We start from the raw sequence: 15,566 nt of genomic DNA, 5'->3' as shown, positions 1-15,566 counted from the left end.
CTCCTCTCTCCTCTCTCCTCCTTTGCTTTTTACCTTCTCTCCCTCTATATATAGTACCCTGCTACCTGCTACCTGCTACCTGCTACCTGCTACCTGCTACCTGCTACCTGCTACCTGCTACCTGCTACCTGCTACCTGCAATCTGCTCCGGGTAGCAATGACCAGTATTACTGGCCATCAGTAATTGAATCTGTTAGTTATGCATCACTCCGTATTGACCGGGCAGGCCAGCAGCTGACGAATATGTGATTGCTGGTCGCTGTTTTGTAACCAAACAGCATACAGTGGCCTTACTGCAACGGGCGTATCTGGCATTACGATGAGATCGGCATATTCGTTCTGCCAGAAATCGGGTAAAAAGGCGCAGGCCCCGGTGGTATGCAGGAGCTGGCGCGTCAGATGAGCGGAGGTGGTAGTCAGAACCGGAACATCATCCGCGCCGGCCATATAGCTTTGATGCTGATGAAAATCTGCCCCCCATTCCAGCTTGATATAATCATATTTCTCCCGCCTGCCAGATTGTTGAGAACAAAACAGCGTGAGCGAGATATGACCAATTTGCTGACTGGTCAGCTCGTCCATTTTGGGCGCTTCGGTAGTGATCAACAGGTCTAACTGGCGCTCATGAAGCTGTTTCACCAGCAGATGACGCTGTGCCACACGCGCTTCAAGGTGAAGACTCTCGCGGCTCTCGTAAAGCGTCTGCAGCCAGGGCGTAAGATAGGCTTCCCACAGCGAAGCGCTGGCTCCAATCGACAGTTCATGGTGCTGCGGCGTATGTGACACCTCTTTCTTTGCCATCATCCAGGTGCTCATCAGGCTTTCGGCGTAGGGAAGAAGGCGTTCGCCTGCCGACGTCAGCCGGATATTATTACGGTGGCGGGTGAAAAGATCCACGCCCAGCTGGGTTTCAAGCTGCCTGATGCGAAAGCTAACGGCAGATTGAGTGAGATAGAGCGCTTCAGCGGCACGTCCAAAGTGGCGGGTTCTGCTCACTTCAAGAAAGGTCTTTAATAATTCCGTATCCACGGCCATCTCCTAAAAAACATTTGTCGTTATGATTTAAATGTTTTGTTTTACACTCTGTCAAGCGTATCTAATACTCCGCGCCATAAATAGCACGGCCATAAAAGAGTTAGGAGCGTGTAAAATGGCGGAAAGCTTCGCAACAACAAATCGTTTTTTTGATAACAAACATTATCCACGCGGTTTTTCCCGTCACGGTGATTTCACAATCAAAGAGGCCCAGCTGCTTGAGCGTTATGGTTACGCTTTTAACGAGCTGGATCTGGTAAAGCGTGAACCTGTGACGGAAGAAGAGCGTCTGTTCATTGAAGTGTGTCGCGGTATTCGCGAGCCACAAACCGAAGCAGAGCGCGTCTGGTCGAAATACATGTCGCGTATCAAGCGTCCTAAACGTTTTCATACCCTTTCAGGCGGTAAGCCTCAAGCGGAAGGGGCTGAGGATTATACGGACAGCGACGATTAAGAGAAAGGGCCTGAAAAGGCCCTTTTTTTACGCCTGAGCTTAGGTCCGTATCGCGTAACCCACTGTGTTCAAGTCCAGGTGCGTCCTGCTGAACTGGCCGGGCGCGGCAGAGGGTTCTACTTCAGGTTAGCATTAAGGGAGCGGATGGTGCTACTCCAGACTTTTATTCAGGTGTATAAGCAACCGGTCAATGCCCCGATAACTTACCGCTTCCTGCAGATGTGCGCGCTGAAGCTCTTCATCGCCCGCGAGATCGGCAATGGTTCTGGCCACTTTTAAGATGCGCTGCCAAGCCCGTACAGACAGTCCCAGCTGATTAAGTACCTCCTCCAGCCACAATGCATCCTGCCGCTGCAGCTGACAGTATTGATGAATCTCAGGAGGATTTAGATGTGCATTGATTTTTCCTCCCCTCATCATCTGCTTATCCCGTGCCGCCAGCACCCTTATACGGACGACTTCGCTTCCTTCGCGCGCGACAGGCGGATGACTCAGGGTGCCTGAGGGGAGCAGTGGAACTTCCAGTGAAAGGTCAAAACGGTCGAGGAAAGGGCCGGACAGACGATTCAGATAGCGTAACGTTTGCTGCGGGGTGCAGAGATTATGAGGGCCGTGGTAATGACCACCGGGGCTGGGATTCATTGCGGCGACCAGTTGAAAGCGGGCAGGGTAAGTCACCCGGGCACGTGCTCGCGAAATACAAATCTCGCCCGACTCAAGGGGTTCCCTCAGTGCTTCAAGCGTCTTTCGGTCAAACTCGGGAAGCTCATCCAGAAAAAGTACGCCGTGATGAGCGAGTGAAATCTCTCCGGGTTTGGGAATTGAGCCGCCACCTACCAGGGCATAGCGTGATGAAGTATGGTGAGGCGAACGGAAAGGGCGCTGACGCCACTGTCGCCGCATTGCGCCGAGACTGGAAAGGCTGGTGATCGCAGCGCTTTCAAGTGCTTCTGCGTCGCTCAGCGGGGGCATTAATCCGTTGAGCCTGGTGGCGAGCATGGTCTTCCCGGTGCCGGGGGGCCCTATCAGCAGCAGGTTATGTCCACCCGCAGCGGTAATTTCAAGCGCCCGTTTAGCCTGCTGCTGACCGATAATGTCCTGTAAATCTTCGCTCTGAGGCAGAGTATCCTGCTGGGTATATTGTGCTTCCCCAAGTGGTGACTGCCCATGGAGGAAGGCACATACCTCAAGCAAATGCCCGGCAGTTAAGCTATTGCCGTTTTTGATCAATCCCACCTCGCTCAGGTTATCAGTAGAGAGAATGAGCTGGCGTTGAGCAGCTGAAGCCGCCAGAGCCGCCGGGATTGCGCCCTGTACGCCTCGCAGAGCGCCTGTAAGCGCCAGTTCGCCCAGGAATTCATATTGGCTCAGTTTGTCCGCAGGAATCTGTTCAGAGGCGCCCAGAATGGCAATAGCAATGGGGAGATCGTAACGTCCGCCCTCTTTAGGCAGGTCTGCCGGTGCCAGGTTGACGGTGATCCGCCTGGCAGGGAAGGTGAAGCCACAGTTAAGGATTGCACTTCGCACACGCTCGCGCGCTTCTTTGACCGTGGTTTCGGGCAGGCCGACCAGCACCAGCGCGGGCAGACCGTTACTCAGATGAACTTCTACGGATACCAGAGGGGCATCTACGCCTATTGCGGCACGGGTACAGGCTATGGATAGCGACATATCATCTCCTTTAAGACGCCATACCCTGCACCCATGTTTGGCACAAAACGAGCCCAAAGATCTATTTCACCGGGCAACGCTGAAAAATTTTTACCCCTCTTCGCATCATTACATGACGATCTTCACAACGCATCACGTTAATCAACACATCCAACCGCCGCACGATGCATTACGGCGTGTGAGTAATGAATAATTTTCACAGTGTGCTTATTTACTGAAAAATGTGGCTTTTTCTGGAAATGTCTTCTGGCTGACTAAAATAAAAACGTAAAAAAAGTTGAAAGACCCGCAGAAACTGTGATAACTCTGTAGGCATTACTTCGAACAAGCGAATATACAGAATACAAATGAAAGCCCTCCTACGCGTCCTAAGCCTGGTCCTCATTAACGTCGTCGTGATTATTATCACGCCGTGCGGGGCTACGCTCGGAGGAAGAAAGGCTTAAAAATCAAGCCTGATTTCGAAAGAACCCCCGCACCGAAAGGTCCGGGGGTTTTTTTTTGGCAACTTATCAACGAAGAGGAACAGACAATGAACAGTAGAATAAAATGCTGTTGTTCCCCACAAGAGGCGGGGAAATAACTATGAATGGTGCTCAGTGGGTGGTTCAATCGTTGCGTACGCAGGGTGTCGAAACAGTTTTCGGCTATCCCGGAGGTGCGATTATGCCGGTCTATGACGCGCTCTATGATGGTGGCGTCGAACACCTACTTTGCCGCCATGAACAGGGCGCTGCTATGGCTGCCATTGGCTATGCCCGGGCGACCGGTAAAGTGGGCGTCTGTATCGCAACTTCAGGTCCCGGTGCCACTAACCTGATTACGGGCCTGGCGGATGCGATGCTGGACTCGGTGCCACTGGTTGCCATTACGGGACAGGTTTCTACCGCCGTGATCGGAACCGATGCTTTTCAGGAAATCGACGTGCTGGGCATGTCCCTCTCCTGCACGAAGCACAGCTTTCTGGTTCAGTCACTCCATGAGCTGCCGGAAATCATGGCTGAGGCATTTGCTATCGCCGCATCCGGCCGCCCTGGCCCCGTACTGATCGACATTCCGAAAGATATCCAGCTGGCCAGCGGCGACCTTACCGCCCACCTTGTTCCGGTTGAAGCCGAGGCAGAACACCCTCATCAGGCATTACAGCAGGCGCGCGCTATGCTGGCCCAGGCGGAAAAGCCGGTGCTGTATGTTGGGGGAGGCGTAGGTATGGCGGGTGCCGTAAATGCCCTGCGCGCCTTCGCTAAGGAGAGCGGCATTCCTGTCGTCGCCACGCTTAAGGGCCTGGGGTCGCCAGACAGTCACGATCCCTGCTATCTGGGCATGTTAGGGATGCATGGAACAAAAGCGGCCAACCTGGCGGTGCAACAGTGCGATCTGCTAATCGCCGTAGGCGCCCGCTTCGATGATCGCGTAACGGGAAAACTTAACGCGTTCGCCCCCCATGCGCGCGTCATCCATATGGATGTCGATCCTGCCGAACTCAACAAGCTGCGTCGGGCGCATATTGCCCTGCGCGGTGACCTCAATAAGCTGTTGCCAGACCTCTATCACCCGGTTGAAATCGACGCCTGGCGTGAGCATGTGCAGGCACTGAAGGCCGGGCATGGCTGGCGCTACGATCATCCGGGTGATGCCATCTTCGCTCCGCTGTTCCTGAAGCAGCTTTCCGACCGTAAACCCCACAGCGCGGTCGTGACCACTGACGTTGGCCAGCATCAGATGTGGGCCGCCCAGCATATAAACCACACCCGCCCCGAAAACTTCATCACCTCCAGCGGGTTGGGAACTATGGGCTTTGGCCTGCCCGCTGCCGTCGGCGCTCAGGTTGCGCGTCCTGATGATACGGTTATCTGTGTCTCTGGCGATGGCTCGTTCATGATGAACGTGCAGGAGCTGGGTACGATTAAGCGAAAAAAACTGCCGGTGAAGATCGTGCTGCTGGATAACCAACGCTTAGGAATGGTTCGCCAGTGGCAGGAGCTGTTCTTCTCTGAGCGCTACAGCGAAACGAATTTATCTGACAATCCCGATTTTCTGACCCTGGCCAGCGCCTTCGATATACCCGGCCAGCGGATTACCCGTAAAGATGAGGTCAATGCGGCATTAGACGCTTTGCTACAGAGTGAAGGGCCTTACCTGCTCCATGTCGCCATAGACGAACATGAAAACGTCTGGCCTCTGGTGCCGCCTGGCGCCAGTAACGAACATATGATGGAGAAAACCTCATGATGCAGCATCAATTGTCTATCGAAGCGCGTTTCCGACCCGAAATACTGGAGCGCATTTTACGCGTGATCCGCCACCGTGGCTTTCAGATCTGCACCATGAACATGGCGACAGAAACGGGTAGCGACAATATTAATATTGAAATGATCGTTGCCAGCCTCCGTCCGGTCGAACTACTGTCAACGCAGTTAACAAAATTGATGGATGTCGCGAGCGTCCAGATCCAACAACAGACAACACAACAAATAAGCGCCTGAGCGCAAAGGAAATAAGAATGACAAAGAAAGCTGACTTTATTTGGTTCAATGGCGAGATGGTTAAATGGGAAGAGGCGAAAGTCAGCGTGATGTCCCATGCGCTACATTACGGCACCTCGGTGTTTGAAGGTGTCCGCTGCTACGACTCGCATAAAGGCCCGGTCGTCTTCCGTCACCGTGAACATATGCAGCGTCTGCACGATTCGGCAAAAATCTATCGTTTCCCGGTCAGCCAGAGCGTGGATGAACTGATGGAAGCCTGTCGCGAGGTGCTGCGGGTCAACAAACTGAAAAGCGCTTATATCCGTCCGCTGGTGTTTGTGGGTGACGTAGGTCTGGGCGTGAACCCGCCGGATGGCTACGAAACTGACGTAATTATTGCCGCCTTCCCGTGGGGCGCTTACCTGGGCGCTGAAGCCCTGGAGCAGGGCATTGACGCGATGGTCTCTTCATGGAATCGCGTGGCGCCTAACACCCTGCCGACGGCGGCAAAAGCGGGCGGTAACTACCTCTCCTCATTGCTGGTCGGCAGTGAAGCGCGTCGTCACGGGTATCAGGAAGGCATTGCGCTGGATACGCAGGGTTACATCTCTGAAGGGGCGGGCGAAAACCTGTTTGAAGTGAAAGACGGCATTCTGTTTACGCCACCTTTCACCTCTTCAGCGCTGCCGGGCATCACCCGCGATGCCATTATTAAGCTGGCAAAAGATAGGGGAATCGAAGTGCGCGAGCAGGTGCTGTCGCGCGAATCTCTCTACCTGGCCGATGAAGTATTTATGTCCGGTACGGCGGCTGAAATTACCCCGGTACGCAGCGTGGATGGTATCCAGGTTGGTGAGGGCAAACGCGGCCCGGTTACCGGTCGTATCCAGTCGGCCTTCTTTGGCCTGTTTACTGGCGAAACCGAAGACAAATGGGGCTGGCTGGATCCGGTTAACCCATAACAATTCGATTAATACGGGCATCAGTTGATGCCCGTGCACTCTCTTATTCTGGAGTATGAGCATGCCTAAGTACCGTTCCGCTACCACCACCCATGGCCGTAATATGGCCGGAGCCCGCGCCCTCTGGCGTGCCACCGGTATGACCGATGACGATTTCGGCAAGCCGATTATTGCGGTGGTTAACTCCTTTACGCAGTTTGTGCCGGGTCACGTTCATCTGCGCGACCTGGGAAAACTGGTCGCTGAAGAGATTGAAGCCTCCGGCGGTGTGGCAAAAGAGTTCAACACTATCGCGGTGGATGATGGCATTGCGATGGGCCACGGCGGCATGCTCTACTCTTTGCCTTCACGTGAACTGATTGCCGACTCGGTAGAGTACATGGTTAACGCACACTGTGCGGATGCTATGGTCTGTATCTCAAACTGCGACAAAATCACCCCGGGGATGCTGATGGCTTCCCTGCGTTTAAACATTCCGGTGATCTTCGTTTCCGGCGGCCCGATGGAGGCCGGTAAAACGAAGCTCTCGGATAAAATCATCAAGCTGGATCTGGTCGATGCGATGATTCAGGGTGCGAATCCGAACGTCAGCGATGCCGACAGCGACCAAATAGAGCGTTCAGCCTGTCCGACCTGCGGCTCCTGTTCAGGGATGTTTACCGCCAACTCAATGAACTGCCTGACCGAAGCGCTGGGCCTGTCTCAGCCCGCGAACGGCTCGCTGCTGGCCACTCATGCTGACCGCAAAGATCTGTTCCTGAACGCCGGAAGGCGCATTGTTGGCCTGGCGAAACGGTACTACGAGCAGGATGACGAAAGCGTGCTGCCGCGCAGCATCGCCAGTAAGGCGGCGTTTGAAAATGCCATGACGCTGGATATCGCCATGGGCGGCTCGACCAATACCGTGCTGCACCTGCTGGCCGCCGCGCAGGAGGGTGACATCGACTTTAATATCTCCGATATTGATCGCCTGTCACGCAAGGTTCCGCATCTGTGTAAGGTGGCGCCAAGTACTCAGAAATACCATATGGAAGACGTACACCGTGCCGGTGGCGTGATGGGTATTCTGGGCGAGCTGAGCCGTGCGGGCCTGATGGATAACAGCGTCAGAAATGTGCTGGGCCTGAGCCTGCAGGAGACGCTGGATCAGTACGACATTGTGCTGACCCAGGACGAAGCGGTGAAAAAAATGTTTCGTGCCGGCCCGGCAGGCATCCGCACCACTAAGGCATTTTCACAGGATACCCGCTGGGAAACGCTGGATGATGACCGCCAGGAGGGCTGCATTCGCTCGCGTGAGTTTGCATTCAGTCAGGACGGTGGGCTGGCAGTTCTGTATGGCAACATGGCTGAAGACGGCTGCATCGTTAAAACCGCCGGCGTGGAGAAAGAGAGCCACACCTTCCGCGGCCCGGCGAAAGTTTATGAAAGCCAGGATGATGCGGTTGCCGCAATTCTCGGCGGTAAGGTTGTTGCCGGTGACGTGGTTGTGATCCGCTACGAAGGGCCAAAAGGCGGACCAGGCATGCAGGAAATGCTTTATCCCACCACCTACCTGAAATCAATGGGGCTGGGCAAAAGCTGCGCACTGATCACCGATGGCCGCTTCTCGGGCGGGACCTCCGGCCTTTCCATCGGACATGCGTCACCGGAGGCGGCGAGCGGCGGCACCATTGCGCTGGTGAAGGACGGCGACATCATCGATATCGATATTCCTCAGCGCAGTATCAGGCTGGACGTGCCGGATAACGAGCTGCATGCCCGTCGTGAAGAGGAAGAAGCGCGCGGAGACGCCGCCTATACCCCTCACGGTCGTGAACGTGAAGTCTCCTTCGCCCTGCGCGCTTATGCCTTGCTGGCAACCAGCGCGGATAAAGGTGCCGTACGGGATAAGAGCAAGCTGGGAGGCTAATGGTTATGGCTGAATCTCAACCGCTATCCGCTCAGCCCTGTGGGGCTGAGTATCTGCGCGCGGTTCTGCGTTCCCCCGTTTATGAGGTGGCGCAGGTCACTCCGTTGCAAAAAATGGAGAAGATCTCTTCCCGGCTGGGTAATACGATTCTGGTGAAGCGCGAAGACAGGCAGCCGGTGCACAGCTTCAAGCTGCGCGGCGCGTATGCCATGATTGCCTCCCTTAATGCGCAGCAGCGGGCGGCGGGTGTCGTCACCGCGTCGGCAGGCAACCATGCCCAGGGCGTAGCGCTGTCGGCAACGCGTCTGGGGATAAAATCGTTGATCGTAATGCCGGTGACGACCGCCGATATCAAAGTTGAGGCGGTAAGGGCATTTGGCGGTGAGGCCTATCTGTTTGGTGCCAATTTCGACGAGGCGAGGGCGAAAGCCCTCGAAATGGCGGAGCAGAGCGGCTACACCTTCATCCCGCCGTTCGATCATCCCATGGTTATTGCCGGTCAGGGCACGCTGGCCATGGAGCTGCTCCAGCAGGATGCGCATATCGATCGCGTTTTTGTGCCGGTGGGCGGTGGCGGCCTGGCGGCGGGCGTGGCGGTGCTGATCAAACAGCTGATGCCGCAGATCAAAGTGATCGGCGTCGAGGCGGAGGATTCTGCCTGCCTGAAAGCCGCGCTTGAGGCCGGTGAACCGGTCGATCTGTCCCGCGTCGGGCTATTTGCTGAGGGCGTGGCAGTCAGGCGTATCGGCAGCGAAACCTTTCGGCTCTGTCAGCAGTACCTGGACGACATCGTCACCGTGGACAGTGACGCGATCTGCGCGGCGGTGAAGGACCTGTTTGAGGATACGCGTGCCATAGCGGAACCCTCAGGGGCGCTGGCGCTGGCGGGCATGAAAAAATATATCCAGCAGCACCAGATCAACGGTGAGCGCCTGGCCCACGTGCTGTCAGGTGCTAACGTTAACTTCCATGCTTTACGTTATGTATCAGAACGCTGTGAGCTGGGGGAACAGCGCGAAGCGCTGCTGGCGGTCACCATCCCTGAGCAGCAGGGGAGCTTTCTGCGATTCTGCCAGCTCCTCGGCGGCCGCGCGGTTACTGAGTTCAACTATCGCTATGCCAGCCCGGATAGCGCCTGCATTTTTGTCGGCGTACGGCTGTCGCGTGGTCTGGAAGAGCGCAGCGAAATCCTGCATCAGCTTGAAGCGGGCGGTTACAAGGTGGTCGATCTCTCCGATGATGAGATGGCCAAGCTTCACGTCCGCTATATGGTGGGCGGGCGGCCTGGAAAACCCCTGCGGGAGAAGCTGTTCAGCTTTGAATTTCCCGAAGCGCCTGGCGCGCTTCTGCGCTTCCTGCAAACGCTGGGGACACACTGGAATATTTCGCTGTTCCACTATCGCAGCCACGGCACCGATTATGGTCGCGTCCTGGCGGCTTTTGAACTGAGCGACAATGAACCGCAGTTTGCGGAGCATCTGGCGGCGCTGGGTTACGATTTCCATGATGAAACCAGTAACCCTGCGTTTCGCTTCTTCCTGGCGGGTTAGGTTTACATCAGGCTCCAGAACGCGTCGATAAGCGGTTCGTTGAGCCGTTTCTTCTGTACGCAGATGCCTAGCTCAAAGGGGGCGACCATCTCGACGTTGTCCAGTTCGAGAATGCGATTGCGTATCGGCTCCGGGCTGTTTTCCAGCACCACATCCGGCAGCAGCGCTATGCCGCAGCCCAGTGCCACCATCGAAACAATGGCTTCGTGGCCGGAAACGGTAGCGTAAATCAGCGGATTAGGAATGCGCTGGCGGCGGAACCACAGGTCGATGCGCTGCCGGGCAGGCCCCTGGTCCGGCAGAATAAACGGAATTTGCGACCAGTCCGGGTCAGGCTGGGTGGCCTGGCTGCGTACCGGACAGGGTAGCGCCGGCGCTATCAGGATCAGCGGGATGAGCCCCAGCGGCATAAAGCCGATGCTGGCAGGCAGGGTTGCCGGACGACCAGCAATAGCAATGTCCGCCTCGGTGCCCTGCACTTTGTCCACGGCATCTGCCGCATCGCCAGTGGTCAGTTTGATTTCAACAAGGGGATGTTCGGCACGGAAGCGATCCAGGATCGGCGGCAGATGGCTGTAGGCCGCCGTCACCGAACAGAACAGCTTTAGCTCGCCGCTGAGCGACGGCCCATGCTGGCCGATAGTATGGCGAAGCTGCTGGTATTGCAGCAGCGTCTGCTGGGCGAAATGGCGCAGTTCCTCACCCGCATCGGTCAGCGTAACGGTGCGATTATCACGCAGGAAAAGCGGCTGGCCGAGATCTTCCTCCAGCCTCTGGATCTGTCGCGACAGCGTCGACGGGCTGACGTGCATGGCTCGGGCGCTGCGGCCAAAATGGCGGCTTTCGGCAAGGTGAAGAAACAGCTTAAGGTCACGCAGATCCATCGGCTTAAGGCCTCGTTTTAACGTTGCATTTTATGCAACATGATATTGTTAATATATCAATTTCAGCAATACATTTCCTGTCATATGATGGGGAACAGACAGGGTGAGCCGGGACGCGGCTACACTGATAAATAAAATGCGAAACACAACCTCATACGGAGTACCCATGGCTAACTATTTCAACACACTCAACCTGCGCAATCAGCTGGCGCAATTAGGCAAATGTCGCTTTATGATGCGCGATGAGTTCGCGGATGAAGCCAGCTACCTGAAAGGCAAAAAAGTGGTAATCGTTGGCTGCGGCGCTCAGGGCCTGAACCAGGGTCTTAACATGCGCGATTCCGGCCTTGATATCGCCTATGCGCTGCGGGCTGAAGCCATCGCTGAAAAACGTGCCTCCTGGCGCAAAGCGACCGAAAACGGTTTCAAAGTGGGTACTTACGAAGAGCTGATCCCGCAGGCTGACCTGGTGGTTAACCTGACGCCAGACAAGCAGCACACCTCCGTAGTTCGCGCCGTTCAGCCGCTGATGAAAGATGGCGCGGCGCTGGGCTACTCTCACGGTTTTAATATCGTTGAAGTTGGCGAGCAGGTGCGTAAAGACATCACCGTGGTGATGGTTGCGCCGAAATGTCCGGGCACTGAAGTGCGTGAAGAGTACAAGCGTGGTTTCGGCGTTCCAACGCTGATTGCTGTTCACCCGGAAAACGATCCGAAAGGCGAAGGCATGGCGATCGCCAAAGCCTGGGCGGCGGCGACCGGTGGCCATCGTGCGGGCGTGCTGGAATCCTCCTTCGTTGCCGAAGTGAAATCCGATCTGATGGGCGAGCAGACTATCCTGTGCGGCATGCTGCAGGCAGGCTCTCTGCTCTGCTTTGACAAGCTGGTGGCTGAAGGTACCGATGCGGCTTACGCTGAGAAACTGATTCAGTTTGGCTGGGAAACCGTTACTGAAGCGCTGAAGCAGGGCGGGATCACCCTGATGATGGATCGCCTGTCTAATCCCGCTAAGCTGCGCGCATTTGCGCTCTCTGAACAGCTGAAAACCATTATGGCTCCGCTGTTTCAGAAGCATATGGATGACATCATCTCCGGTGAATTCTCTTCCGGCATGATGGCCGACTGGGCGAATGATGACAAAAAGCTGCTGGGCTGGCGTGAAGAGACCGGTAAAACCGCGTTCGAAACGGCACCGCAGTTTGAAGGTAAGATAGCCGAGCAGGATTATTTCGATGAAGGCGTGGTGATGATTGCGATGGTGAAAGCGGGCGTTGAGCTGGCGTTTGAGACCATGGTTGATGCGGGGATCATTGAAGAGTCTGCCTACTACGAGTCACTGCATGAACTGCCGCTGATCGCCAACACCATTGCCCGTAAGCGCCTGTACGAAATGAACGTGGTTATTTCAGACACAGCCGAATACGGCAACTATCTGTTCTCCTATGCTGCGGTGCCGCTGCTGAAAGAGTTTATGACCACCCTCCAGGCGGGCGATTTGGGTAAATCTGCGGCGGTCTCCGCCACCGTCGACAACGCCCAGCTGCGCGATGTAAACGAAGCCATCCGCCAGCACCCTATTGAAGCCGTAGGACGCAAGCTGCGCGGCTACATGACGGATATGAAGCGCATTGCCGTAGCCGGTTAATGGCGCAGGCTGACCGGCTGCATGCGGATAATGGGGCGGTGATGAAATCGCAGCCGTTGCAGATGAAGCTGCATGAGTTGGCAATAACGCCGTTTCACAGCCGGCCAGGGGTCAGTAACGACGACGCGTATGTGGAGTTATTGTTCAGGACGCTGAAAGATATGCCGCAGTGGCCATCATCGGGGGTGCGGCAAGTTAGATGATGCGCGTGAATGGGTAGAGAGTTTTACCCGGTGGTATAACGAAACGCATCGACATAGCGGCATCAGGTACGTAACGCCAGGCCAAAGGCACCGGGGCGAAGATGACACGGTGCTGAAGAAGCGGGATGACGTGTACCAGATGGCAAAAGCGCAACGCCCTGAATCCCTGAACGTTGGTCTGGCAGGACACGGAACTGGCAGCCGGTAGATGAGGTTATGTTGAATCCAGAGCGGGAAAAACAGGCAGCCTGAATCAACCAGGGGTGCCAACTACCTTGACACTTACCGTAAGGGCGCTACGCTCTCTGACTACGCGTAGCATCCTGAATATTCGACAATATCACGTTTCCGCCCGCTTTGGCGTCCTTAACATCTCATTAAAGTCGCATAGCGTTTGGTATTGCCCTAAGGTTTGCACCATCTTGTCAGAACCAGTTTTTCGCATATCGAGAACAATGTCTTCAACGCTTCGTTGATTGGTATTATCAGCTAATGCCATTGCCCCGATTAACGTACCGGTGCGACCAACCCCGGCATTGCAGTGAATTAACGGCTTTGCACTGAGATGACTGTTTTCCGCACATTTTTCGCTGATTTTACTTTTAACATAATGAGTCAATTTATTTAATTCGTTCACGTTGATGGTGGTTCTGTCAGGCCAGTTTGTCACATGTATAACTGAAAGCGTCTTTGCCTTCTGCCCATCATCGATTGTCATTTGGTGATGATTTAAAATCAGGTCACCAAGTCTTGTATTTTTTTTCATTCTTGTTTTACTTTTAACCCTTGTCCTGGTGGTAACCTGGATGCCATCATAATTTTTATCCTCGCAAAAATACATAGGTAGTTTTTTTGCAGCGATATCTTCTGATGATGATAACACGACGACCACTGCTGGTTTTTGTTCCAGCAACATTCGGCAATGCTCGGCCATATAATTAGCCTGGGGATACTGGCAGCGCATTGCAATTTCTCTACCGTTAATCGCAATCTTGTTTGCTGGCATAGCCGTGCCATTTGATGTTCGAATCTGCGAACATGCCGCTGTACCGATATCTTCGTAACGCTGGATATTCGGAACGTTGATATACTGAAAAGATTGTGCAAGCTTATTTATCTTATCATACTGGGTTACCACATCATTATCCGTAACGTAATCTTTGCGTGGTAGCGCCGGAAAACAAGCGTTCGCGCGGGAAAGAAGATCCGCATACTTCGCTGAACACTTCATTACCATATTATTATAACTAACCGATTTATTTAGCTTTAGATTATCAGGCCTATTTTTCACCTCAAGTAACCTTTTGGCAAAACAAACGTTCTCAGGGCTTTTATTTTCTTCGGCCAATCTAACTGCTGACAGGGTACTCTTGAATAGATGAGCTTTAATGTAGAGCATGGGTGTGTTAACTTTAATCATGTCATTACCCTCTGGGTTGAAGAGTTAAAGATTTACTAGTATCTCGCTAAAACTCCACTCAATCACTAAACTAGAAAAGGCTTTATTAATTGAATTTTCTTCTGATTTTCGGGCCGCCAAACCCTCAATACAGGAGGAGTTATCACGGGGCATAGCCATAACAAAACTCCTACCATCATAATTTGTAACCTTAAAAATATTACCGCCCAAAGCAGATGAAAAAAAGATTTATTTGACGCGGCTTTTCAAATTTGAGAGCCTTGCCAATTTTCACCAGGCGAGAATGTGATTTATATATTAAGTTTGGCATATACTTATACCTCTATTAGGTAAATATTAAAAATATCATTTATATGATACAATTATGTTTATGCTGGTTTCTTTCTAAAAACGGTCAAATCTCATTTGAAAAATGGGATGAAATAGCTGCAGATGACAAATACTTCTCCGCAACCATTCCTTATCAGACTGTAGTCTCTACAGAACGTAGCACGCCTGCGACGTGAGCGGCGCTGTGGGCAAGACGCCCCGCTGGCACTTCCATCACTCAGATAAAGGTTCTCAGTATGTGTCGCTGGCCTACAGGCAGCGGCTTAAGGATGCAGAGCTGCTGGCGTCAACAGACAGTACCGGTGACGACTGCGACAACGCGATGGCAGAAAACATCAACGGACTTTTCAAAGCGGGGCTGATTCACCGTCAGAGCTGGAAAACCCGGGCAGAAGTTAAGCTTGCCACGCTGACGTGGTTGGACGGATAGAACAACAGCCGCCTGCTGGAAAGGCTGCGTCACATCCTGCCGGCAGAAGCGGAACAGGCATATTATGCTTCCATCGGGAATAGGGTTCTGGCAGCCTGACTGTCCCAGACAAAAAACTCTCCAGAAAACCAGGGCGGTTCAGTTGAGGTAATGAGCAACAACCTGCGGCCTAAATTCTGGTGAGAACTTTTTTCTGGCCATAAAAACAGAAGACCCCTAATCGCTGGGTGTCCAACTTTCGGGGTTCACTTCATTTCAGTGGTTTTTTTGCCAACGGCATCGCGAACCGATTAGTTACGGTACAGCACCTTGATGATGTGGTAACCGAACTGAGTATGCAGTGGGCCATAAGGGGTGATAAGCGGGCAGGAAAACACTACTTTATCAAAAGCGGGGACCATTGCGCCCTGTTTAAACTCGCCCAGATGCCCACCCTTTTTGCCCGATGGGCAAATGGAGTGCTTCTTCGCCAGCTTTTCAAAATCGGCGCCCTGTTCCAGCTGTGCCAGAATGTCCTGCGCTTGTTTCTCTTCCTTTACAAGGATATGCAGTGCTGCTGCGGTTTTTGCCATGATCGTACCTTGAGTCGTATGGATGCTGCT

14 protein-coding genes and 2 pseudogenes are annotated in these 15,566 nt (G+C 53.9%); 11 read left to right on the top strand and 5 right to left on the bottom strand.

Annotation, left to right across the window (positions count from 1 at the left end; genetic code table 11):
- On the top strand, window positions 1–184 hold a 184-nt coding region (locus tag ACLRGG_RS12165; RefSeq protein WP_416250012.1), incomplete at its 5' end, for a hypothetical protein.
- 20 nt (window positions 185–204) lie between these two features.
- Here the strand turns inward: ACLRGG_RS12165 and hdfR are convergent.
- The gene (gene hdfR / locus ACLRGG_RS12160; RefSeq protein WP_416250011.1) at window positions 205–1,029 is read right to left on the bottom strand and encodes an HTH-type transcriptional regulator HdfR; all 825 of its coding nucleotides are present in this window, start codon (window positions 1,027–1,029) and stop codon (window positions 205–207) included.
- A 121-nt stretch (window positions 1,030–1,150) separates the two neighbouring features.
- On the opposite strand from hdfR, the gene ACLRGG_RS12155 reads away from it, so the two are divergent.
- Window positions 1,151–1,489, top strand: a complete 339-nt coding sequence (locus ACLRGG_RS12155) for a MaoP family protein (RefSeq protein ID WP_067709670.1) — start codon at window positions 1,151–1,153, stop codon at window positions 1,487–1,489.
- 150 nt (window positions 1,490–1,639) lie between these two features.
- On the opposite strand, the gene ACLRGG_RS12150 is transcribed toward ACLRGG_RS12155, so the two are convergent.
- Window positions 1,640–3,160: a YifB family Mg chelatase-like AAA ATPase gene (locus tag ACLRGG_RS12150; RefSeq protein WP_416250010.1), complete on the bottom strand. Its 1,521-nt coding sequence runs from the start codon at window positions 3,158–3,160 to the stop codon at window positions 1,640–1,642.
- A gap of 347 nt (window positions 3,161–3,507) precedes the next feature.
- Here ACLRGG_RS12150 and ACLRGG_RS12145 point away from each other — a divergent pair, with 347 nt between their 5' ends.
- From ACLRGG_RS12145 to ilvA, 6 genes are all read left to right on the top strand, one after another.
- A complete protein-coding gene (locus ACLRGG_RS12145) occupies window positions 3,508–3,606 on the top strand; it encodes an IlvGEDA operon leader peptide (protein WP_416250009.1) in 99 nt (32 codons plus the stop codon).
- Window positions 3,607–3,745: 139 nt separating this feature from the next.
- Complete coding sequence (gene ilvG / locus ACLRGG_RS12140; RefSeq protein ID WP_416250008.1) at window positions 3,746–5,392, top strand: acetolactate synthase 2 catalytic subunit; 1,647 nt, start codon at window positions 3,746–3,748, stop codon at window positions 5,390–5,392.
- Window positions 5,389–5,646, top strand: coding sequence for an acetolactate synthase 2 small subunit (gene ilvM / locus ACLRGG_RS12135; protein WP_416250007.1), 258 nt, complete (start codon window positions 5,389–5,391; stop codon window positions 5,644–5,646). The genes ilvG and ilvM overlap by 4 nt, the downstream gene beginning before the upstream one ends.
- Before the next feature lie 17 nt (window positions 5,647–5,663).
- Entirely contained in the window at window positions 5,664–6,590 is a 927-nt protein-coding gene (locus tag ACLRGG_RS12130) for a branched-chain amino acid transaminase (RefSeq protein ID WP_416250006.1), read from the top strand.
- A gap of 61 nt (window positions 6,591–6,651) precedes the next feature.
- Complete coding sequence (gene ilvD / locus ACLRGG_RS12125; RefSeq protein WP_416250005.1) at window positions 6,652–8,502, top strand: dihydroxy-acid dehydratase; 1,851 nt, start codon at window positions 6,652–6,654, stop codon at window positions 8,500–8,502.
- Window positions 8,503–8,507: 5 nt separating this feature from the next.
- A complete protein-coding gene (gene ilvA / locus ACLRGG_RS12120) occupies window positions 8,508–10,052 on the top strand; it encodes a threonine ammonia-lyase, biosynthetic (RefSeq protein ID WP_416250004.1) in 1,545 nt (514 codons plus the stop codon).
- Between the two features lie 2 nt (window positions 10,053–10,054).
- Here the strand turns inward: ilvA and ilvY are convergent, their stop codons facing one another.
- Entirely contained in the window at window positions 10,055–10,936 is an 882-nt protein-coding gene (ilvY, locus tag ACLRGG_RS12115) for an HTH-type transcriptional activator IlvY (protein ID WP_416250003.1), read from the bottom strand.
- Between the two features lie 166 nt (window positions 10,937–11,102).
- Here ilvY and ilvC point away from each other — a divergent pair, with 166 nt between their 5' ends.
- Complete coding sequence (gene ilvC, locus ACLRGG_RS12110; RefSeq protein WP_416250002.1) at window positions 11,103–12,581, top strand: ketol-acid reductoisomerase; 1,479 nt, start codon at window positions 11,103–11,105, stop codon at window positions 12,579–12,581.
- A gap of 17 nt (window positions 12,582–12,598) precedes the next feature.
- Window positions 12,599–13,036 (top strand): annotated as a pseudogene (locus ACLRGG_RS12105) (integrase core domain-containing protein); the annotation flags it as partial.
- An 88-nt stretch (window positions 13,037–13,124) separates the two neighbouring features.
- Here the strand turns inward: ACLRGG_RS12105 and ACLRGG_RS12100 are convergent.
- On the bottom strand, window positions 13,125–14,204 hold the full coding sequence (locus tag ACLRGG_RS12100) for a protein-tyrosine phosphatase family protein (protein ID WP_416250001.1): 1,080 nt from the start codon (window positions 14,202–14,204) through the stop codon (window positions 13,125–13,127).
- A gap of 509 nt (window positions 14,205–14,713) precedes the next feature.
- Between ACLRGG_RS12100 and ACLRGG_RS12095 the strand changes: the two are divergent.
- A pseudogene (locus tag ACLRGG_RS12095) lies at window positions 14,714–15,063 on the top strand (transposase domain-containing protein); the annotation flags it as partial.
- A gap of 191 nt (window positions 15,064–15,254) precedes the next feature.
- Here the strand turns inward: ACLRGG_RS12095 and ppiC are convergent.
- Entirely contained in the window at window positions 15,255–15,536 is a 282-nt protein-coding gene (gene ppiC / locus ACLRGG_RS12090) for a peptidylprolyl isomerase PpiC (protein ID WP_034938966.1), read from the bottom strand.
- Window positions 15,537–15,566 lie beyond the last annotated feature (30 nt).

Source organism: Erwinia sp. PPS120 (assembly GCF_047918655.1).
Classification (GTDB): Bacteria; Pseudomonadota; Gammaproteobacteria; order Enterobacterales; family Enterobacteriaceae; genus Erwinia; species Erwinia tasmaniensis_A.
Note: the sequence above shows the minus strand (reverse complement) of the source record. Positions and strands in the feature narration are given on the sequence as shown.